Origin of the sequence: Chamaesiphon minutus PCC 6605 (assembly GCF_000317145.1) — a bacterium.
In the GTDB taxonomy this organism is placed as follows: domain Bacteria; phylum Cyanobacteriota; class Cyanobacteriia; order Cyanobacteriales; family Chamaesiphonaceae; genus Chamaesiphon; species Chamaesiphon minutus.
In genome coordinates, this window is the sequence record NC_019697.1 from 2,494,159 (window position 1) to 2,516,118 (window position 21,960).

General features: G+C 46.7%; 22 protein-coding genes. 16 read left to right on the forward strand and 6 right to left on the reverse strand.

Annotated features, from left to right (window positions below):
- Window positions 1-7: 7 nt before the first annotated feature.
- Window positions 8-1,189, forward strand: coding sequence for an aldo/keto reductase (locus CHA6605_RS11550; protein ID WP_015159621.1), 1,182 nt, complete (start codon window positions 8-10; stop codon window positions 1,187-1,189).
- A 77-nt stretch (window positions 1,190-1,266) separates the two neighbouring features.
- Here CHA6605_RS11550 and CHA6605_RS11555 read toward each other — a convergent pair whose 3' ends face one another.
- Window positions 1,267-1,977, reverse strand: a complete 711-nt coding sequence (locus CHA6605_RS11555; protein WP_157259967.1) for a DUF2459 domain-containing protein — start codon at window positions 1,975-1,977, stop codon at window positions 1,267-1,269.
- An 86-nt stretch (window positions 1,978-2,063) separates the two neighbouring features.
- Here CHA6605_RS11555 and CHA6605_RS11560 point away from each other — a divergent pair, with 86 nt between their 5' ends.
- From CHA6605_RS11560 to CHA6605_RS11595, 8 genes are all read left to right on the forward strand, one after another.
- Window positions 2,064-2,246: a hypothetical protein gene (locus CHA6605_RS11560; RefSeq protein ID WP_041547948.1), complete on the forward strand. Its 183-nt coding sequence runs from the start codon at window positions 2,064-2,066 to the stop codon at window positions 2,244-2,246.
- A 136-nt stretch (window positions 2,247-2,382) separates the two neighbouring features.
- Window positions 2,383-2,685, forward strand: a complete 303-nt coding sequence (locus CHA6605_RS11565) for a DUF2499 domain-containing protein (protein WP_015159623.1) — start codon at window positions 2,383-2,385, stop codon at window positions 2,683-2,685.
- Window positions 2,686-2,792: 107 nt separating this feature from the next.
- On the forward strand, window positions 2,793-3,101 hold the full coding sequence (locus CHA6605_RS11570) for a DUF3593 domain-containing protein (protein WP_015159624.1): 309 nt from the start codon (window positions 2,793-2,795) through the stop codon (window positions 3,099-3,101).
- 98 nt (window positions 3,102-3,199) lie between these two features.
- Entirely contained in the window at window positions 3,200-3,703 is a 504-nt protein-coding gene (gene folK / locus CHA6605_RS11575; RefSeq protein WP_015159625.1) for a 2-amino-4-hydroxy-6-hydroxymethyldihydropteridine diphosphokinase, read from the forward strand.
- 73 nt (window positions 3,704-3,776) lie between these two features.
- Window positions 3,777-4,331, forward strand: coding sequence for an NUDIX hydrolase (locus CHA6605_RS11580; protein WP_015159626.1), 555 nt, complete (start codon window positions 3,777-3,779; stop codon window positions 4,329-4,331).
- 267 nt (window positions 4,332-4,598) lie between these two features.
- Complete coding sequence (locus CHA6605_RS36150) at window positions 4,599-4,721, forward strand: hypothetical protein (protein WP_015159627.1); 123 nt, start codon at window positions 4,599-4,601, stop codon at window positions 4,719-4,721.
- A 92-nt stretch (window positions 4,722-4,813) separates the two neighbouring features.
- Window positions 4,814-6,430 carry an MBL fold metallo-hydrolase gene (locus tag CHA6605_RS11590; protein WP_015159628.1) on the forward strand — a complete coding sequence of 539 codons (1,617 nt, stop codon included), beginning with the start codon at window positions 4,814-4,816 and terminating at the stop codon, window positions 6,428-6,430.
- Window positions 6,431-6,560: 130 nt separating this feature from the next.
- Window positions 6,561-7,355: a thiazole synthase gene (locus CHA6605_RS11595; RefSeq protein ID WP_015159629.1), complete on the forward strand. Its 795-nt coding sequence runs from the start codon at window positions 6,561-6,563 to the stop codon at window positions 7,353-7,355.
- A gap of 97 nt (window positions 7,356-7,452) precedes the next feature.
- Here the strand turns inward: CHA6605_RS11595 and CHA6605_RS11600 are convergent, their stop codons facing one another.
- The 3 genes from CHA6605_RS11600 to ruvB are packed head-to-tail and all read right to left on the reverse strand — an operon-like array spanning window position 7,453 to window position 10,778.
- Complete coding sequence (locus CHA6605_RS11600) at window positions 7,453-8,589, reverse strand: ankyrin repeat domain-containing protein (RefSeq protein ID WP_015159630.1); 1,137 nt, start codon at window positions 8,587-8,589, stop codon at window positions 7,453-7,455.
- 17 nt (window positions 8,590-8,606) lie between these two features.
- The gene (locus CHA6605_RS11605; protein ID WP_015159631.1) at window positions 8,607-9,614 is read right to left on the reverse strand and encodes a DUF4351 domain-containing protein; all 1,008 of its coding nucleotides are present in this window, start codon (window positions 9,612-9,614) and stop codon (window positions 8,607-8,609) included.
- 21 nt (window positions 9,615-9,635) lie between these two features.
- A complete protein-coding gene (ruvB, locus tag CHA6605_RS11610; RefSeq protein WP_015159632.1) occupies window positions 9,636-10,778 on the reverse strand; it encodes a Holliday junction branch migration DNA helicase RuvB in 1,143 nt (380 codons plus the stop codon).
- Between the two features lie 322 nt (window positions 10,779-11,100).
- On the opposite strand from ruvB, the gene CHA6605_RS11615 reads away from it, so the two are divergent.
- The gene (locus CHA6605_RS11615) at window positions 11,101-11,670 is read left to right on the forward strand and encodes an Npun_F5560 family protein (protein WP_015159633.1); all 570 of its coding nucleotides are present in this window, start codon (window positions 11,101-11,103) and stop codon (window positions 11,668-11,670) included.
- Complete coding sequence (locus tag CHA6605_RS11620) at window positions 11,663-12,274, forward strand: hypothetical protein (protein ID WP_015159634.1); 612 nt, start codon at window positions 11,663-11,665, stop codon at window positions 12,272-12,274. Before CHA6605_RS11615 ends, CHA6605_RS11620 begins: the two co-directional genes overlap by 8 nt.
- Window positions 12,275-12,307: 33 nt before the next feature.
- On the opposite strand, the gene lnt is transcribed toward CHA6605_RS11620, so the two are convergent.
- Window positions 12,308-13,906, reverse strand: a complete 1,599-nt coding sequence (gene lnt / locus CHA6605_RS11625; RefSeq protein WP_157259968.1) for an apolipoprotein N-acyltransferase — start codon at window positions 13,904-13,906, stop codon at window positions 12,308-12,310.
- Between the two features lie 428 nt (window positions 13,907-14,334).
- Here lnt and CHA6605_RS11630 point away from each other — a divergent pair, with 428 nt between their 5' ends.
- Window positions 14,335-15,024: a DUF3120 domain-containing protein gene (locus tag CHA6605_RS11630; protein ID WP_015159636.1), complete on the forward strand. Its 690-nt coding sequence runs from the start codon at window positions 14,335-14,337 to the stop codon at window positions 15,022-15,024.
- A gap of 85 nt (window positions 15,025-15,109) precedes the next feature.
- Window positions 15,110-16,147, forward strand: coding sequence for an adenylate/guanylate cyclase domain-containing protein (locus CHA6605_RS11635; RefSeq protein WP_015159637.1), 1,038 nt, complete (start codon window positions 15,110-15,112; stop codon window positions 16,145-16,147).
- 116 nt (window positions 16,148-16,263) lie between these two features.
- On the opposite strand, the gene CHA6605_RS11640 is transcribed toward CHA6605_RS11635, so the two are convergent.
- Window positions 16,264-19,968 (reverse strand): WD40 domain-containing protein, encoded by a 3,705-nt coding sequence (locus CHA6605_RS11640; RefSeq protein ID WP_015159638.1) that lies wholly within the window; start codon window positions 19,966-19,968, stop codon window positions 16,264-16,266.
- 383 nt (window positions 19,969-20,351) lie between these two features.
- On the opposite strand from CHA6605_RS11640, the gene CHA6605_RS11645 reads away from it, so the two are divergent.
- From CHA6605_RS11645 to CHA6605_RS11655, 3 genes are all read left to right on the forward strand, one after another.
- Window positions 20,352-20,807, forward strand: a complete 456-nt coding sequence (locus CHA6605_RS11645; protein ID WP_015159639.1) for a cupin domain-containing protein — start codon at window positions 20,352-20,354, stop codon at window positions 20,805-20,807.
- A 206-nt stretch (window positions 20,808-21,013) separates the two neighbouring features.
- Entirely contained in the window at window positions 21,014-21,490 is a 477-nt protein-coding gene (locus tag CHA6605_RS11650; RefSeq protein ID WP_015159640.1) for a GNAT family N-acetyltransferase, read from the forward strand.
- On the forward strand, window positions 21,490-21,954 hold the full coding sequence (locus CHA6605_RS11655; RefSeq protein WP_015159641.1) for a GNAT family N-acetyltransferase: 465 nt from the start codon (window positions 21,490-21,492) through the stop codon (window positions 21,952-21,954). Before CHA6605_RS11650 ends, CHA6605_RS11655 begins: the two co-directional genes overlap by 1 nt.
- Window positions 21,955-21,960: the final 6 nt, after the last annotated feature.

The window sequence follows — 21,960 nt, forward strand, 5'->3', positions numbered from 1 at the left end:
AATCCTCATGAAATACCGTCGTTTTGGCCGTACAGAGTTACAGATGCCCGTTTTTTCTTGTGGCGGAATGCGATATCAACATAAATGGCAAGATATTCCGCTAACTGAAGTTCCCGATGAAAATCAACGCAACCTAGAAGCGACGATCCGTCGATCGTTAGAAGTCGGCATCAATCATATTGAAACGGCCAGATTTTATGGATCTTCGGAAGTTCAACTCGGTCAAATCTTACCTAAATTAAACCGTCAAGATTTTATTTTCCAGACTAAAGTTGCTCCGGTTGCCAATCCGAAAGAATTTAGGAAAACTTTCGAGTTATCCTTATCTCGGCTCAATTTAGAGTATGTCGATTTGTTAGGTATTCATGGCCTGAATAATGAAGAACTAGCCGATTATACATTGCGAGATGGCGGCTGTTGGGAAGTAGCAAACCAACTGCGATCGGAAGGTAAAGTTAGGTTTATTGGATTCTCGACACATGGTACTACCGACACGATCGTTCGGGCGATAGAGACTGATAAATTTGATTATGTCAACCTGCATTGGTATTATATCAATCAAACTAATTGGGCGGCGATCGCAGCAGCAACTCGTCACGATTTAGGTGTATTTATTATCAGTCCGACTAATAAAGGTGGCTTGCTCAACCAGCCATCGGCAAAATTAGTCGAACTCTGTCAACCCTTAAGTCCGATCGTCTTTAACAATCTCTTTTGTCTGAGCCATCCTCAAATCCATACCCTCAGCGTGGGTGCTGCCAAACCCAGCGATTTTGACGAACAGCTCAAAACCTTACCACTTTTAGACCGCGCTGCCGAATTGCTGCCACCGATTATCGATCGCCTAGAACAGGCCGCAGCGAGTAAACTGGGTACAGAATGGGTACGCACCTGGAAACAAGGCTTGCCAGCCCCCGCAGACACCCCTGGGAATATTAATATCCACACCATCCTCTGGCTGCGCAATTTAGCGATCGCCTATGACATGATCGAGTACGGCCAAATGCGCTACAACTTACTCGAAAATGGCGGACACTGGTTCCCTGGAGCCAAAGCCACCAACATCGACGCACTCGATTTTTCTACCTGTCTGGCTGCTAGTCCCCACGCCGCCAAAATCCCCGATCTATTAAAGGAAACCGATTCACTGCTGGGTGGTATGGAAGTCAAACGATTGTCTCAATCCTAAATTAACGAATGACGAATACCATTTTGGATTTCGCGACTCAAATCCACTACCTACTATCCACTAAAACACTATTAACTTTATTTTGATGCAAGATGTGAGTTGATGCTCGATCGATTGCAATTGCAGTCGATTTGCTTCATCACTGCTGGAGCCAGAGCCGTCCATACTGGCGTATTGACATCGGCAATGCGTAATGCTTCGGCAGTCCAGGCATTGCAAGTTCTCAGTGCTGAATAAGTCCCTTTCGCATTGTAAAAACCGCTGTCAGAGTATAAGCCTTGACGTAAATAAGTGACTTTATTATCAACAGATCGATCGAAGCTATTATTAATAAATTGGGCGAGTTTTGCATATTGAGATTCGCTCAAATTAACTTTGCGTATTTCAATATCGGATTCTGAATTTAACTTTGGTTGCACTCGACCCCAAACATGCATCACACTTGGGCCAGGGATAAACAGCACATCAAAAATCGAGATCGGATCGAAAGCCGCATTCATAAAAAATTGTCGATCGCCCCAACCAAAACTTAGATATTCATACCGCTCTGCCGATCGACCTAATTGTTCTAAGTTCAAATGCTGTTGCCAATCAAATACCCGATTGGTTACTGGCACCATAATTTCAGTATGAAAATTGTTAACATTGCTCACATAAATTGGAAAATTACAGTCTGATTGTTGTGAGTAAAACCATTTTGTAGGTGTAAAAGCACCAATTATTGCAACGGCCAAAAATCCTAAGCCAATCCGCACTAAAAACCGCCCGATCTTTTTGTACTTTTTCAATGATGATTATCCTTAAGCAAGCGGTATCTTAGTTGTAACTTCACTTTTGACAAGATATTTTCCGCAAGTTCGAGTCCAATCGACTTATGACAGAGATGATGGTTGCAGACGAGGCAATTGAGTTTGCCACAGACAGCTTGATAACTCGGCAAGCAACTAGCAGACAACTTTTGGAACGACTAATCGGGCGGTTTCTGGCGTTATGGCTGGCATACTTTAGCTCAGGAAAATACCCGAGTGCAGTAATGCCTACATGTCATCAGTTGTAAATTTTAGCTCGATCGAGTGTCGATTGAGTCGATTCTATACAGTAGAGGCTCGGTCAACGATCGATTCGTTACACTTTAGATGCGTAGATCGCAGCACATAGTCAATAATAAAGTAGATCGATCGCTAATTAACTCGATGCACGTACTCTCGATACCGACTTGGGTCATTCATATTTCTAGCGTCATTGAGTGGATGACTGCCATCTGGCTGATTTGGCTGTATGCCGAAACTAGTGGTAATCTAGCTTGGCGGAGTCTTTCATTTGGGATGTTACCCGCACTGGTAAGTGCCATGTGTGCGTGTACTTGGCATTTCTTCGATAATACTCCCACGCTAGAGTGGTTGGTAACTCTACAAGCAGCGATGACGGTAGTAGGTAATGCGACGATGTGTCTGGCTGCTTGGCATATTAGTAAGCAGTCAGTAGTCAATAATTGATAATTGATAGCTGGGTTGCTAGGCTAGGGTTTAAATCTCTAACTTAATAATAACTCACCTTTTAGTTGAATAATTTAAGTCTCTATTATTTGCTGAATCTCAGATATATGTCATCGATAATTGCCTCAGTATTTTCTAAAGAATCATTATTTGCGCTCTCTTTATTTCCTTATTTAGGGTTTCTCTGGTTGATGACCAAAAGAGTCGAAACTCCCAAAACTGCTCTGATTGGTTTCTATCTAACTCTGGTATTTGTAGCAGTGACAATTCCCATAGGCGCATACGCTCAACTTACTTTACATAAATCGTTGGCAGATGTGGATCTATTACATGGTGGAGCTGAGTTCTTTTTGACGCTCTCTAATATCACGATCGCGATCGGTTTTAGTCAAGCATTAAAATCAGTTGATAGTTGATAGTTGATAGTCGATAGTCGATCGCTCGTAGGGTGTGTTATCGTGTCCGTGCGTAACGCACCACCGCTATGCTCGATCGACAGTTAATCATTTAATTAATGACAGATTTAAGTTTGAATAATAGCCTATGCGCGATCGGATTGGGGAGTAATTTGGGAAATTCGAGAGCGACTTTAATTGGAGCGATCGAGCGATTGCAAATTCAGCCTCAGATCGAGCTAATCGCCGTTTCTAGCTGGTATCAGACCGCCCCAATCGGCCCCCCTCAGCCAGATTATCTCAACGGTTGTGCGACCGTGAAGACTAGTCTGACGCCATTAGATTTATTGAGTATTTTACAATCGATCGAGACTGATTTTGGGCGCGTGCGACAGGAAGTTTGGGGCGCGCGGACGTTAGATTTAGATCTGTTGCTGTATGACAATCTGATTATCGATCTCCCCACCTTGCAAATTCCCCACCCCCGAATGCTCGAACGCGCCTTCGTACTCATCCCGCTAGCCGAAATTGCCCCCGATTGGCACGAACCCAAATCGGGCGACTCGATCGCCACCCTCTGCAACAAGTTAGAATGTGCGGGTGTTAAATTGCTACCAGAATAGCAAGCGATTGCAATATTGCATCAAGACTCCTTAATACCTAAAGCCTAAAGCCTAATCCCTAAAATTAAAACACATGCCATTAGGAAAAGAACCAGCCAAACTCATTCAAAATAAGCTACATTATCAAGGCCGTAAATTTACATTTAGTGTCGATAAGATCGAACTACCGAATGGTGTCACTGGCGAATGGGAATGCATTCACCATCCCGGCGGCGCATTAGCAGTACCAATTACTGATGACGGAAAATTAGTAGTAGTCAAACAATATCGCTACCCGACTCAAGGCAGAATTTTAGAATTCCCCGCCGGGACATTAGAAGTAGGCGAAGATGCCGCAACGACAATCGCGCGCGAAATTGAAGAAGAAACGGGATATCGCGCCAGCAAATGGCACAATTTAGGTGAATTTTTTCTCGCGCCTGGTTATTGCGATGAAATTATTTATGCTTATCTAGCGCAAGATTTAGAAAAATTAGCCGTCCAACCTGCGGGCGATGCCGATGAAGATATTAGTATCATGCTTATGACTCCTAGCGAATTTGAAGCGGCGATTTATAGTGGCGAACCGATCGATGCTAAATCGATCGCTGCTTATTTTCTCGCCAAACCACTATTAAATTTAAGTTAGTCAGGGCAAGTTTTCGCTCTACGCTCGGCTCTACTCGTCAAGAATGGTTAACTATCGTTGCACGCATAGGAGCGATCGTTTGATAATAGCAAGTGAGTAGTTAATTAGAATCGACTCTGCTCACCTTGAAATTTTACCTTCTAGGCACACTAGGCATCAGCAGCAGTGTCGCTAGACAGCTTGCTACAGCAAACTTTTCGATCTTAGGCATCCCCCTAAAACCTCAAGCCTCAAGCCTAATCCCTAATCCCTATCCCCTAACCTAACATGAGCGTTCAAATCATCTTACCAATCCTGACCATTCCCTTCATTCTTGGTGCCCTATTCTTCGGTACCCGCAACGGCTTCTATGATTCCGACAAATATCATGGTAACGGCTCGGCTCACTAGATCTCGACCTACAGTTGGCGCATCCGCGCTCGCTGTAGGTAATCGCTTCGGATCTTGACATAGCGGCGTCGGCTTTATTCTGGACTTTTCCCTTGTCTACCCTGTCCCATTCTGGTAATGAAGATCTAGTTTGCTTGCCCTATGGCGTCGGCCATAGTGATGAGGGCGTGTGTTTGCTCGTCAAAATGGGGCCGTATCGGATCTTACTCGATTGTGGCTTGAGAGACATTACGCCCCTGATCGGCGTCGATGGACAGCCGATTTGCGATTTAGTCATCTGTAGCCACGCTCACGCGGATCATGCTAGAGGCTTGCTAGATCTACATCGTGCTTTTCCTCAGTTACCAATTTATACCAGTGAAGTCACCAGCCATTTGCTACCGCTAAATTGGTTGGATGACAAAGCTGACGTCCCACATCTGAGCCAAGCTTTGCCCTGGCGACGCTCGATCGAGTTTGCAGATGGTTTATCGGCGGAACTATTTCCCGCCGGACATTTGCCCGGTGCGGCGGCAGTGTTATTAACTTATACCGGATTTTATCAGTCCTATAGTATCTTCTACACGGGCGACTTTTTCTTATCCAATTCCCGCTTGGTAGAAGGTTTGCACCTAGACGCGATTCGGAATCTCAACCCCGATGTCTTAATTATCGAGGGTAGTTATGGCACCGCGCGCCATCCCCATCGCCGCAAACAAGAAAATACCCTGATGGCACGGATCGATCGGGCGATCGGCCAACAGCAATCGATTATACTACCAGTAACTCAGCTCGGTCTGGCACAAGAATTACTAATTCTCCTGCGCTCTCACCATCTATTTACCGGACGCGATATCGATATTTGGGTAGATAGCACGATCGCCGCAGCTTATGATGCTTATTTACCACTGCTGGATCATTTTCCGCCGTCGGTGCAAAACTTTGCCCGTCATCAGTCCCTATTTTGGGATGAAAAAGTTCGCCCGCACGTCCGCCAGCTTACCCCAGAAACTTTACCAAATATCCATCAACGGCAGTGTATTATCATCACCGAAAAATACACGGATCTCGATACTTATACCAAGGGACATCCCTTGCCTTGGCTGGTATTGTTGCCTTCCTCGCCACACGGGATGACAATATACCCCCCCACAACTCCAGAAATGGCAGTTGAAACCTACCTGTTGAGCGAACACTCCGATGGAGCAGGTACCGCACAGCTCATCCATAATATCCGCCCCAAACATGTCATGTTCGTTCACGGTTCGGCTCCTTATTTAGCAGATCTGACAGGCTTAGAAGAGTTACAAAACCGCTATCATCTTCACTCCCCATCCGCCGGAACTTTAGTCTCGCTGCCGATTGGCGAAACATTCATCCAACCCGCACCGCCGACAGATCCCAATTACGAGGGCGAATTAATCGAACTAGAGCGCGAAATTAATATTACCCTACCAAATGCGATCGCCAGCGATCCCCGCTGGCACAATTTCGCCGATACCGGATCGATCGAAGCCAGATGGCAAGGCGAAGAAATCGTCCTCAGAGGCATTTCACCGCGAGAAATTCTCGCCCGACAGCAAGAACTAAATCTCGATCCTGGCACCCCCTGCTGCGGTAACTGTCGTTTTCAACGCGGCTCACGCTGTTATAATAATCGATCGCCACTCCACAACTTTAAAGTCACCCCAGATGGCTTTTGTCCAGCATTTGAAGCAGGTAGAGGCTAGGTTTTAGGCTTTAGGCTTTAGGCTTTAGGCTTTAGGTTTTGGAGCTGCGTTTCAATCCGCAATCTGCAATCTGCAATCCAAAATCTCCTCCCCACTCCCCCACTCCCCACTCCCCCACTCCCCCACTCCCATGGATCGACCCCTAATTATTGCAGGCAAAACCTTTAACTCGCGGCTGATGACGGGTACGGGCAAATATCGCAGCATCGAACAGATGCAGCACAGTATTCTCGCCAGCGGTTGCGAGATTGTCACCGTCGCCGTGCGCAGAGTCCAAACCAAAGCCGCCGGACATGAAGGCTTGGCAGAAGCGATCGATTGGACTAAAATCTGGATGCTGCCCAATACCGCTGGCTGTCAGACTGCCGAAGATGCCGTGCGGGTAGCGAGATTGGGTCGAGAGATGGCCAAATTATTGGGACAGGAAGATAATAACTTCGTCAAACTCGAAGTAATTCCTGACGGTAAATATCTCTTACCAGATCCGATCGGTACCCTCCAGGCAGCCGAACAACTCGTCAAAGAAGGCTTCGCCGTACTCCCCTATATTAATGCCGATCCACTGCTTGCCAAGCGGCTAGAAGAAGCCGGATGTGCGACAGTTATGCCCTTGGGTTCCCCGATCGGATCGGGACAAGGGATTAGAAATCTCGCCAATATCCAAATCATCATCGAAAATGCCAAAGTCCCCGTTGTCGTCGATGCGGGCATCGGCACCCCCAGCGAAGCCGCCCAAGCCATGGAAATCGGCGCAGATGCCCTCTTAATCAATACCGCGATCGCCTGTGCCGAGAATGCTCCGCTGATGGCCGAAGCGATGGGTTTAGCAGCCGTTGCGGGACGGTTGGGATACCTGGCAGGGAGAATACCTGTTGCCAAAGTTGCGATCGCCAGTTCGCCGATGACAGGAACAATAACCTCGTAGGTTGGGTAGAGCAAAGCGAAACCCAACATGCTCGCAGATCGATAATAAGATCGAACGGTCGCCGATGGAGTGGTTAAATAGTGCTTTAGAGTGCAGTCTATTTTAATCCAGCCAGCGACGCACCCGCAGCTTTGAGTAATTCGATTGCTTTGCCGTATCCTGCTAACGTTGCTAACATTAGTGCTGTATTTCCTTCACTATCTTTGAGATCGAGATTAGCACCAGCTCTAATCAAAACTTTTAGGGCTGGGCGATAGTTATTATTGAACATTAACGCTGTTTTACCGTATTCTCCTTGAAGATCGATATTTGCGCCGCGATCGATTAATAACTGAATCGTGCGATCTCGATTTGCAATAATACTATTAACTGCGTGCATCAGCGCAGTCATCCCCACACCTAATCTTCCTTCTTCGTCACTTATAGCATCGCTCGTTAGATCGAGATTAGCACCAGCATCGATTAGCGTTTCAATAACGCTATCTCGCCCATAGTAAGCTGCAAACATCAGAGCTGTTTGACCTTTAGATCCGATCTCATCAATATTGATACCGCTGGCTATTGCTTGTCGAACTGCTGTCAAATCTCCCAACTTTGCATTTTCAATAAATTGCTCGATATCTTTTCTTTGTTCTCTTTCGACTTTCTTAATTTGTTGCTCTAACTCTGGCTGGCAATATTTATCTGCATATTCACGCGTTTCTCGATTGACTAAGGGATAGAGATAGTCATAAATATCTCGATTTCCGATCTCAGCCGCGATCGAGAGTGCGCCACCATAACTTAAATTGACTTCCGCACCAGCTTCAACTAATAGCTTTACCATTGCTAAATTACCATATTTAGCCACGGTCATAATTATGCGCCGATCGTTTTCACCTTCTTGATTGATATCAGCTCCAGCAGCTAATAATAGCTGAAAAATATCAATATCATTTTGTCTAGCGGCTAATTCTAGGCTGTTATAACTGATATCGCCAGCATCTGGAGAGGCTCCAGCATCGAGTAAGATCTTAACTAAATCGCTACGATTTTGTTCGATCGCGACCCCCAGTGCCCATCCCTCAATACACGCATCAAATCGATCGACATCGATACCTCGATCGATGAGATTCTGTACTGCATTGGCATCTCCACTTAAAACTGCCGCAACCAATGGAGTCTCAGATTCTGACGATTCGTAAGGATCTTCGTACTCATCATCACGTTTGTAATCGATCGATTTATCAGCCATCTACTCTATCTCTATTTTCACCCATTTAGATCTAACCAAGCTGTCAGATCGTTAACTGTGGTAAAGTCTAAAGCTGCATCATATAAAGTTTCTAGCTGCTCTAAAGATAATTCCATCACCCTTACTAATACCTCTGCGGAGACAGCACCTACTCGTTTCTTTAACAAGCGCAGCACGAAATCTTGCCGACCCTTAATTTCGCCTCTCTGTTCGCCTCTTTGTTCGCCAATTTGTTGCGCTTCCTGAATCTTTTCTAAATACAAAGGTGATAACTGCATAATTAACTCCTGCTCTTCTGGTTCGATAGTTTCTCTGGCTTCTAGGATAACTTTCAGATTACCCAGTAAATCTAAAGCATTATTTCGATAGGGATGCTCGGCTGGTAGTGCCGCTACTTCTCGAACGGCTCGTTCTTGCACTTTGCCCTTACCCAATAGTCTAACCCACAGAGTTGTTGGTGTCTGGGGTAGTTGATGAATAACGATGATGCCTGTCTTGAGAGTTGGACTCAGTAGATAGATACCTTCGTCCCACTTTTCTAGCTCTAATTTAGCACCGAGTCCTTCTAGAATTTGGGCGGATAGGGTGGGTGTTAAAATCCAGAGATTGGGTAAAAGATCGTCGCCTAGTTCTGGTTGGGATTGTCTTTTGGCATCCCTGAGCAGGTAGCTATGCAAGTCGTATAGTTTGGACATGCAGGCGCGAATTTGCGGTACTTTGACGGAATTGCGAAAGGGTTCAAAGATGACGGTGGTTTTCGCGCATTCTGCGAGTATTCCTAATTCTTGGATGGGTGAAAGTTGGGGGTCGGGGATGAAATAGACATCGACTTCCCGGACTTCGCCACTAATTTTTAGAGAGGTTTGCACTTGACCTAAAGGCGATAGCAATGACTCTAGAAAATCTTTGGCGAATTGGTCGTGGGGAAATCGAGTCATAAAGCTGGGCAGATTGAGTTGAAGTCGGACTAATTTGGCTCTTTTAAATATTTGACGCTCGTATTCAACACAATCTTTGCATCGCATCCAAATGCGATCGAGATGTTCTCAATCTTCGAGCAAAGATAACTGCTCGCTGTTATCGTTTCCCCCTTTCAAACCCAAATGCTTCCGCGCTGCTGCTGTCACCACCCGTCCGCGTGGCGTGCGGTGGAGATAGCCAATTTGGAGTAGATAAGGTTCGTAGACTTCTTCGATCGTATGACTATCTTCGCCTGTAGATGCGGCTAGAGCTTCCAATCCTACGGGGCCACCATTAAACTGCTCGGCCATCGTGGTGAGTAATAATCGATCGACCCAATCTAAGCCCAACGGATCGACATTATAAATCTCCATGGCGGCACTGGCGATCGCGCCATCAATTTCGGTGTGAGCTTTGACTTGAGCGTAATCGCGCACCCGTTTGAGCAAGCGATTGGCAATTCGTGGCGTACCGCGCGAGCGTCTGGCAATTTCTGCTGCACCTTCTTCAGTTACCACTGTCTGAAGGATATCTGCCGTGCGTTGGACGATGAGCGTTAGTTCGTCCACTTCATAAAAGCGTAACTTCTGCACCAGTCCAAATCTGTCGCGCAGTGGCGATGTCAGCGAACCAACTTTGGTGGTCGCGCCGACGAGCGTAAATTTAGGTAGGGGAATACTCCGAATTTTGGCAGTATTACCTTTACCCACCGTAATATCTAACCGAAAATCTTCCATCGCAGGATAGAGAATTTCTTCCGTCATTCGGGGTAAGCGATGAATCTCGTCGATAAAGAGAATATCTCCCGGCTGCAATGCCATGAGAATCCCCACGATATCGCGCGGACGTTCTAAGGCTGGAGCTGCGGTAATCTTACAATTTACGCCCATTTCGGACGCGAGAATTAGGGACATGGTAGTTTTGCCCAGTCCTGGCGGCCCGTACAATAACAAGTGATCGAGCGATTCTTGACGGACTTTGGCTGCTTGGATGGCAATATCGAGAACGCCTTTGAGATCTTTTTGACCGATATATTCTTTGAGGCTACTAGGTCTGAGGCTTTCTTCCTGGATTTTTTCTTCAGGATTGGTAATATCGGCTTGCAGGATCTCAGTGTCGGCAGCAGCTTGTTGGGTAGGGGTAGCAGTTGGTTTGGGAGTAGCGTTCTTCCTCTGCTTGGCTGGCTGTTCGGCATCGGCGGCTGGCTGTTTGGAAGAGATAATTGCCATATCAGATCGGAGATGAGCGATTTATCTTAATTATCTCAATTAATAGTCACACAATCCAGATTACTTCATCTCTACGCCGGAGTCCCGATCGGGCAGGCATACTATTACCTATTGCTGTTGCTACAACACGAACAAACTGATACAGTCATGGTATTTCCCCGATCGACATGTTGGCTGACAACATCGGCTTGTCGATCGAGTATCGCATCGCAAGGCTAAAAACGTTAAGTATCGATTATCCGTAGGATAGGCTTTGCCAACGAATGCTTGAGAGCGCAAGATTTTGAGCATCCGTCAACTTCAACCACAATGGTGAACCCCCGTGAATAAAAATCAATCTACCAATATCTCGACACTCAAAGCCGAAGTCGCTCGGTTTCGGGAAGAACTCAATACTCGCGACAAACTCGTCCAGCAACTGTCTCAAGAGCTGTTTCGACTAGTCAAAGATAACACTCCATATGCGCCCAGACCAGAAGTAGCTGGCGATTATCGTGCGGAAGTGCGGTTGCTGCGCGAACAATTGCAAGGCGTCGAACAACAAGTTCACTTTTATCAAGAACAGCTCCAACGCAGGGATTTAGAGATCCAACAACTGCGTCAAACGATCCGCGAACTAACAGAACGCGGCCAAATGTTGGAGCAAGTGATTCGGGAGCTACCCAAGGTTTATACGCGCAAATTTGCCGAGCGGTTGGCACCGATTAAGAACAAGATTATGTCATTGCAGATCGAAAATCGCCAGCTTCAAGCTGAATTAGTCGCCGTCACAGATCGGATCGCCGCCAGAGGAATAAATCTCGACCCGTCGGTGCCCAATCTTAAGTTGGATTTACCCAATATCACTCTTCAGCAGTCACAGCAGCCATTGACAGTCCTCAGTCATGCCTAGAACTGTGGTGATTCTGGATGAGACGCCAGATAGTCAAAGGTTGGGTGTAGCGATGTTGGGAGCCATCGGCGAACTAGTTGATTCGGTGCAGTTTGTAGCTGTGGCGGAATTACCAGCAGTTGCCGATCCCAAGACGATTTATTGTCCGTTAACATTGGATGTCCCGCCGACTTTTGAATTTTGGGGTCGAGCGATCGGTAGATCTTGCCAAGAAATCGAGCGACTCCGCGACCTAGTCGCCACTACAACCGATGTCAAAGTCGGCGATGGAGGAAATCTGTGGTTGCCTGTAATTTGGACGGCTCAAGACCCAATTTATGGGGAGGTTATCGGTGGGATTGAAGAGGATCGAGATCGGCAACCGATACAGCGGTTTGGCGAACGATTGCTGACAGAACTGAGCGCGCCACCCGCCACTTATTTAGTGCAGTTCGATCGGGATCGAGCGGGGATGATATTCGATCGATTGTTTCCCTTTCCAGCGGTACCCGCGATAGGCAGTATCGGGCAGCAACTAGATCTATTCGCTTGTCATTGGCGGTGTATCACCCACCAATCGATCGTACTTGGAGATGCAAATATGCGATCGATCGCCGACGAATAGTTGAGAGTTGGGCTAACACCAAAATTTCTGCTCTCAACTATTTGAACTTTTTGCAGACGAAGTAGATTTGAAGAATAAGATCGATCCGATCGCGAATAATAGCGGTGTCAACCAGTTACCATACCGAACGTATAAAGTTTGGGTATTTTGACGATAAACTCGATGAGTGTGAGCGGCAAATTCATTGAGTTTAGAGATCCATTGGGTGCGTCCGTGCGGATCGATAACTGCCGAATAACCAGTATTGCTAGCACGCACCGTCCACCGATCGGTTTCGATCGCTCGCATCAAATCTAGAGCGTGGTGTTGAGCTGGCATTCCCGCACCATAATGAGCATCATTAGAAGCGGTAATAATCAATTCTCCCGTCTGCGCTTGACGGCGAAAATGCTCTGGATAGGCCGAGTCATAACAGATGCCAAAAATAAAATTACCGAGCGGTGTATTGACGATCGGGGCAAATTTGCCAGCTAATAAATGAGCTTCCAAAGGCGAGATTGTATCGATAAGTTTGCCCAGATATTGCTCGAACGGAATATATTCACCTAATGGCACTAATTTCCACTTATCATAACGACTGACGATCTGTCCCGCACCATCGATCGTTAAGATGCTATTCGTTATTTTATTACCCACTTCGCCAAATCCACCGAGGAAGGCAATAACTTTTTTATCTAAAATCGTGCGATAAAAAGGTGTATTTTGAATCTGACTTTCGCGATATGGAAAAGCAGTTTCTGGCGTAACAACTGCTGCTACTCCCTGCTCCGCCAGGTCTATATAACCTTTAGTATAATTTTCCATGGCGAGATCGTATCCAGAGCGATAATGTCTGACTTCATTACCGACATTCCCCTGAATGATGCCGATCTTTATGGCAGATTCAGCTTGCTGCAATAATGGGCGAGCGGCTAAATTCGACCCGAACGAATGAAAAATAATAATAGATGCGATCGCCGTCCCAAAATAAGGCCATGCCAATCGAAGTTTTCGATTCGATCGTTGGCAGAGCCTCTCGGCATGAGAATCGCGATTGATTATCAAACATCCTTCAGCAATTAAACCATTAATAAACACGATCGCGCCAGTAATAGTAGTCGGCCCCGATAATTGTCCCAGATGGAGAATGGCTAAATTATGCGGACTTTGAGTCATGGCGATTGGCGACCACCATAAATCTGTCAGACTATATAATTCTTCCAATCCACACCATAAAGACGTCCCTAAAATTACACGCACAAAGGGATTTAGTTGCTGTTTTGAGGTATAAATAAACCGCAAACCTAACGACCATAAAGTTACTAAACTCGCACCCCATAAAGTAATAAAAGTTAAGCAAAAAGTAGCAATTCCCAAGCTCGCCAAATAAGGAACCCCCATCCAAGTCATCGGATGGATGCCAAAGATCCAACTCAATGCCAACCCATAACAACCAACGCCCCAACCTAAGCCATAAACTAGCGATCCATCGCGTTGGCACAGTAAGTACCACAATGGCGCAATAGCCACCCAAGCCAAATACCAAGCTTCAACAGGCGCAAATGTCATCCCCATCAAGACACCACTACCTAGTACGATGCCGATCTTGAATAGCTGGCTCTGATTAATTCGATCGCGAAAGGGTAGTAGCATTGAGAGGGTAGAGGGTAGAGGGTGGAGGGGAGCGGGGACACAGGTTAGCACCGATAACCTCATCCAGCAAATCTTGTAAATCCTGAAAATCCTGATGCCAAGAGTGGACGTAGGTTATCGGTGCTAACCTCATCCAGCAAATCTTGTAAATCCTTAAATCATGATAAAGCTATAGATTTCGATCGCAATTGCGATCGAGCTGCTGAGATTGTGAATGTTTCTATAGGTATTTTCCTACCGATCGCCGCTCTGTGTCACAAAAATTAATGCCTCTGCGAGTCATCTCTCATAATCAGATCGGGGGTTCGATCGGGCGAATACCGGGCAAAATCGAGGCCGGACATGGTTTATTGCCTTGATCCACGACTCGATCGCTCATATAATGACTTTATATAAATAAACATTAAGTAAACACGTTCGTTAATATTTTGCTTAACTCCAGCTATAACTCCGGTGAGAATAAAGGTACGTGGCGATGGCAACTTCAGGGAACTTGGAGCATACTCGCAGCAGCAGCATTTTTGGTCTCCATTCCCGTCTTTATCGAAGCTCCGCTAGTGCGGCACTACCCAGTTCTGAGCGTTGTTCTCACCATCCCGTGGGTTTGTCTGGGCGCGATCTTGTTTCAACGTCCCAAAAGCCAAATTTGGGGGGATTTAATACTAGGATTTAGTTGGAGTTGGTTGGCTGGAGCGATTTACTGGGGCTGGTTTCGATGGGACCCAGCCATTCATTTACCGATCGAATCGATCGGCGTACCGTTTGCAATCTGGGGATTGTGGAAAGGATTTGGTAAGATTGGCAATTTATTCTACCTCGGTTCTTTACTCGGAACGGCAATTACCGATCTATATTTTTATCAAGTCGGCCTGATCGACCATTGGCGACAACTGATGCAAGTAGAGCCGAGCCTAGCAATGCCCATTTTACAGCAAGCGATCGCCCAAGTTCGCACGCCTTGGGGTACCGCCTGGGCAGTGGTACTCGTGAATTTACTATTAGGTGTGGGTATAATACCTTTAGGAACAAAACAGTGGCATTGGTACGCTTTCAGTGGCGCAGTTTTAACCACCATCGTCGTTGATAGTTTGTTTCTGTGGATTGCCAGCTATGCCTAGATTATCGTCCCGATCGATTTAGCGCAGCACGCAGTTCCTCAGCCATCAATCCATTACTAGTTCACCGTCATATCTATACCCAACCGTGAACCAGGGCATCTCACCTTATCTGATCCTTAACACTGACAACGGTCAACGCCAGCTATCATTAACTGATGGCAACTGCTGGACTGTCGGTCGGGGGGATGACAATCAATTTGTAGTCAAAGATCGTTGTATTTCTCGCAACCATGCGATGATTCAATACACTGATGCTGGCGATCATTACCTGATCGATTTAGGTAGTAGTAACGGCACCTTTGTCAATGGTCGTAGAGTCAGTATCCCCGTCACCATCCACGATGGCGACACGATTACGTTCGGCCAAACTGAATTTGAATTTCACTATCCCAAAGCTGATGGTACGTTGGGAATGGATGCCGAAGGCACTCTCGACGGGACTGTCACTTCTATTTTACATCTGCGGAAGCTGATGTCTGTGATGGTGGTCGATATGCGAAACTTTACGATCCTCACCCGCCAAACCAACGAAAACTTATTATCGGAAGTGATGAGTGCGTGGTTCCGCAATGCTGGCGCGATCATTCGCAATCGCGGGAGCTGGGTAGATAAATATATCGGCGATGCCTTGATGGCGTTGTGGTTTCACAATGGGGAAACCGTCACCAAGCAAGAGATGATGAATATTCTCTTGGCATTAGACGATCTCAATCAGATGACTAGAGAGTTGAGCCAGCAATATCCGTTACCTTTTGAATTGAAAATTGGCGCGGGGATTAATACGGGTCATGCCATGATCGGTAATGCTGGCAGTGGCGACCAACCTGATTATACTGCGTTGGGCGATACCGTCAATGCAGCATTTCGGCTCGAAGCGATTACCAAAGATCTCAATGCAGAAATTGCCATTGGTGCTTCTACTTATCGTTACTTAGCACCGTTATTGGGCAAACATCGGGTGTTTAAAGAGTGTTCGGTAGATCTCAAAGGTTACGATGTTCCCGCGATCGTTCATGCTACCAATTTTGGCCCCCTCAATGCCTTTTTGCAATTGGCTAATACTGGCGCAGCTACGCAGCTCGTGCAGCCACCGCAACAAACTAATATAATGCAGAAAAATTAGTACAGTCATCATTGGCAATTACTCGATCGGATACTAATTAAGCCTGTCAGAGTGGTAGATTAAATGGAGATTTGGGGCATTCGCGAATGTCTTAATTGGAATAGCTAGCGTCAGCTTCACCGATCCAGTGGAGAATCGACTGCGCCTAATGCTTTCAATGTTGCCTTTTGTGCATCTGTAATACCTGTAACGCCAGCAATGTTCGTCCCTTCATAAGGTCGTGGCGAGCGCAGGATTTTGACGCATTCCCCTGTAGTAATATCCCAAATGCGAATGGTGGCATCGGCACTAGAACTGGCTAGCAACTGCCGATCGGGGCTATTGGTGCCATGTTGGGGGATGAAAGCGACTGAGAATACCCCACTTTCGTGACCCTTTAATACTTGCAGACATTGACCCGTGTGGAGATCCCAAAGTCGGATGGTACGATCGAAACTACCACTGGCTAGAAACCCTCCATCTGGACTGAAGGCTACAGACCAAACAAAGTGGCTATGACCGAGTAAAGTTTGCAAACATGCACCTGTAGCTACGTCCCACAGCCCAACCGTGCGCTCGATACTACCACTAGCTAAAAGATCGCCGCTGGGACTAAACGCGATCGAGCAAATCGATTGCCCTATCTGCCAAGTTCGCACGCAGGCACCTGTCTGAAGATCCCAAAAGTTAATCGTCCGATCGAAACCAGCACTAACCAGGAGATCTGGGGAATTAAAGACGACAGACATCACCCAGTGCATGTGCCCTGTCAAAATCTGAAGGCATTCACCCGTTTGGGTACTCCAAATTCTAATCGTGTGGTCTGTACTCCCACTGGCAAGCATTCGACCGTCCGCACTGAAGGCAACCGACCAGACTTCGTTGGTGTGACCGGATAAATTGCGGTAACATCGACCATCCTGGATGCTCCAAAGTTTAATCGTCGGCTCGGTACTGCCACCGCCACCAGCCAAGCATCTGCCATCTGGACTGACTGCGATGGCTCTAATTGCATCGGTATGACCTTTAAAGCTGGTAAATTTGCCAGTGTCGATTTGCCAAAGTCTCACGAGTCGATCGAAGTAGCCACCAGCCACAAATACGGGTGAATTAGCAAGATTGAGCGCGGGCGCGGGCACTAAAGCGATCGAAAACAAGGTATTTGAGTACCCCTGAATAACTTTGAGACACTGACCGGATTCTAGGCTCCAAAGTCGGATCGTCCGGTCTTCACTGCCGCTGGCAACGATCGGGCGATTGGGATCTAAAGCCATCGCCCAGATCCAATTCTCATGACCGATTAGTGTTTTGACCCGCTGCCCAGATTGGATATCCCACAACCGGATGGTACGATCTTTGCTGCCGCTGATGAGCATTCGACCGTCGTGACTAAAGGCGACCGATCGTAATTCATCATTGTGTCCGACAAAAGTGTGCAAGCACTCACCAGTAGCTAGATCCCAGAGTTTGGCGGTAGTATCGTCGCTGCCGCTAGCTAGAAACTTGCCATCGGGACTAAAAGCCACAGACCAAATCCAGCTTTGATGACCCGTCAGGGTTTGCCAGTAAGTAACATTGCGGCCATCTTGGATGTGCCAGAGTTGAATCGAGCAGTCGGCACCACCACTAGCAATAATGCGCCCGTCAGGACTAAATGTTACCGACTTAATGTCATGGGCGGGGTTGGCTTCATGCTGAAGACTAGTCACACACTGTCCGCTATTGACATCCCACAGTTTGACAGTGCAATCGTCGCTGCCGCTAGCCAAGATCGTACCATCTGGACTAAATGCTACTGAATAGACCCCCTGGGTATGTTCGGTTAGCGTCTTTAGGCATTCACCAGTACTCAGATCCCAGAGTTTAACAGTGCAGTCAAAACTGCTGCTAGCCAACAGTTGACCGACGGGACTATATGTAACCGCTTGCACCCAATTGGTATGACCTGTCAAGATCGACTGGAGTTGGTGAGTCCGCGTATCCCACAAGCGAATATCGCCGTTGAAATCTCCACAAGCCAGACAGTTGCCATCTGGACTAAAAGCTAGTGCGTGAATGGTGCCGAAGGTTTCGGTGAAGACTGACTTGGCCACATCGGTATTGGCAAAATTAATGTCGTGTAAATCCACATTCAGCAGATCGGCTTGCCAAATACACAAACCGGAAAAGTCATAGCCACTCAAGTCAGCCGCCAGATGATGGTAAAGGTTAATGAGATTGCCGCCTGCATAACCGCAAGTGTCAGTAAATTCCGACCGCAATTTCACCAGTAATCGATCGAGTTGGTGTTTAATCTCTAGTTTCGATCGCCATTTACCCATGAGTCGATCGATTAGCGGGGCTAAAATCATTCGGATTTGGCTCTCGCGAATATAATCTTTAGTCTGAGCCTGAATCAGCGTGTGGCTATTCAAGATGCCTACATCTAAATTATTAATTTCCGCACATACCAGATCGATAAATTTAGCCGTGACATACTCCATTACAGCGGGTTGGAGGGTAAAGCATCCCGAACTTTTTTCAATCAGACTTTGCCGATCTAATGATTGTAATGCGCCTAATATTTGAGAACGAAAGCCGCTGGGGATGAAGTCTGCTAACAATTGCGCGATCGATACAGCTTCGCGACCGATCGCTAGCCAGTATAATACTTGCTGCTCGATCTGGGACAATCGATCGAAGTGCTGGCTTAATAAAGCCTCGATCTCATCGCCAAGAATTATGCCCTGTGCTAAAAACGCGCTTACACTACCGTCAAATAAATCCCGAATCGTGGTTGCCGCAATCTTAATCGCTAACGGGTTGCCGGAGTAAAATTGCTGGAAGTGCTGCCAATCGATGGAATTGTCTGTATGACAATCATTGCTAGTCCCGATTGCGGCTACTTCGATCGCACCCAAACCATGTAAATCCAGCGTGCAAACTGCTGTAGATTCGCCTTCTAATGGCATTAAGGTACTGGGCTTTTCCCGACTAGTTAATAATAAACAACTCAGATGATGTTCGGTGGCAATCCGTCTGAGCAGTTCACTATAGCCAACATAACCCTCCCGATAGTTGCCATGCTGATGGCTAGCCGCCGAATTAGCTGGATGCTGGGCGAGAATTGATTCAAAATTATCGAAAACGAGCAAACAGCGTGTAGAGCGCAGATATGCCATTAATTGGGAGATCTGAGCATCCACAGTATCCGCAGGTTCGGTCTGTTGTTGGCGGGAGAGAATCGCCATCAGTTGAAAGAGAATTTTATCTATAGGCGGGGCATTGCGAAGGGATTGCCAGATAATCCACTCGAAAGCTTGAGTCAAAGTGGCTAACTTTTGAGTGAGTTTGGCAGCTAATGAGGTTTTACCCATGCCGCCCATTCCCACGATCGAAATCAGCCGACAAGACATCCCGATTCTATCGCCTTCACCATTTACACCCAGCCACCATTCCAACTGCTGGAGTTCGGTTTCGCGGCCTCTGAAAGTAGAAACATCGATCCGATCGCCCCAATAGCAATCTCGATTTTCATTCTGACTAACTGAGCTGACGGGATTCGACGGTTCGACAACTGCCGACATCGCTCGATCCACTAGTTCTGGCGCAATGTTGCTCCGGCGGCGCAGTACCGCTTGCAAATTATTTTTGGTGACGGGTTCGCCCAATACCTGAGTCAATTGTCGCCACAGTTCGTAGCCGACATCGCGGATATAGCCAGTATCATAGCCGATCTGCTCTGCCATAACGGGATATGTGCGACCTTCCCAAGCGTGACGAAATACCTGCTCTTGAATATCTCGGAGACTCTGTTCTTGGAGCAGTCGATCGAGTAATGCTAATGCTTCATCTGCTGTCATTGGCAAAGAACCTGCCAGGATCTATCTTTATTCTAGTCAGAATAATTCGTAAATTACAATCGCAGATCCGATCTTTTCCGATCTTTTCTGGCTGTCAAACTATTTGTGGCAGCTTATTCTAAAAGACATGTAACAGCTTCAACCCGTCTAGCGCACCAACTCACACTTCAATTCTCGATCGACAAATTTCACCCGTTGGCCGATCGAACCCATTTGAGATCTTTCGATCGCTAGCTTCTGCATTGACTAATATTTACAGTAGTACATTACCAAACGGACAGCTTTGTCTGATGGTCTGTAGTCTCAATGAAGTTGCCTAACAACACCCATGCACACCGATCCGCCCTAAAAGATCGCCAAAAGTCAATCCCTGGAGCAAAATTATGACACCTAAATTAACTCATACCAACCCCAAAATCCTTGCATCTGGCGAAGGTGAATCGCACCAATTGCTAACTCACACAGTAGTGTGGAAAATCACAACTGAAGATACCAACAGTCGTTATGCGATGTTTGAAATGACCGATACCGTTGGGGGTTCGGCACCCGCCCACAAACATCCTTGGGAAGAAACGTTCTACATCCTGGAGGGCGAATTAGACATCCAAATCGGCGATCGTTACGAAACAATCGGTGCTGGCGCAGTTGCCCATTTTCCAGCCAATATGGTTCACGCTTTTAAAATAGTTTCTCCCGTAGCGCGCGTGCTAATCGTCGTCTCACCTACTATTGCTGAAGCATTCTATCGAGAAGCTGGTGCCCGAATTACCAGTTTCCCACCCGATCCGATCGTCGTGCAAGAGCTGTGCGAGAAATATAATTTGCAACCTCAATCGTAACTATTTGCCTAAAAAATGGGAGAAAAATTACGAGCTAAAATTTTCAAAAAGATCGCGTTAAAGTTATCGAAGTTTTAGCTCGATCGATCTGCTTAACAATGCTCATATACACCGATCGTCGTCCTAAAAGATCGCCAGCGGATTTTATAAAACCCATTTAAGATCTTTTTAGGAGGAATCGATCGATATTCGTGAGGATACTTTGTATGTCCGAGTCCAGCATTGAAGTAACACTGCGCGAGATAGCTAAAGACAACTGGCGCGATATCGTCCGCTTAAAGGTAGCCCCGTACCAAGAGCAATTTGTAGCATCCAACGCCATGTCTATTGCAGAAGCACATTTTAATCCAGAGGTTGCTTGGTTCCGCGCAATCTACGCTGGTGATGTGCCAGTCGGTTTTTTGATGTTGGAAGACGACGTAGTTCGGCAAGAGTACTTTCTTTGGCGTTTTATGATAGACGATCGATACCAAGGTCGTGGTTACGGGCGAAAGGCGTTAGAGTTGTTCTTCGCACACGTCAAGACGCGCCCTGGAGGGGATGTGGTCGAAACAAGTTGTGTGCCAACCACAGGTGGCCCCGGTTCGTTCTACGAAAAGATGGGTTTTGTCTATACCGGACAAGAAGAGGACGGCGAACTTGTGATGCGATGTGAATTGCGATCTAGAAAAGGAGTACGATGATGATTGAGATCCGGTTGTTTGAAGCACAGGATGCCGCACAAATAGCGCAACTGTTCCATGAAACAGTTCGTGAAATTAATGTCCACGATTACTCAAGCAAACAGGTTAGGGCGTGGGCACCTGATGATATCTACTTTAGAAACTGGGTAGAGGTGTGTTCGAGCCGATTTACCTATGTTGCTGACGATGAGGGTGCGATCGCTGGGTTTGGAGAGCTAGAACCAAATGGTCATATCGACTGCTTTTACTGCCACAAAAACTATCAACGTTGCGGCGTAGGCAGACAAATCTATCGGGCAATTGAAGCCAAAGCAGTGGAGTTGTCAGTGAGCCGATTATTTACGGAGGCAAGCATTACTGCAAAGTCGTTTTTCCAGCGCATGGGTTTTTCAGTGGTTAAAGAGCAAGAGGTGACTCATCGGGGGGAAACATTCATCAACTACGCAATGGAAAAGCTCCTGTAGAATACA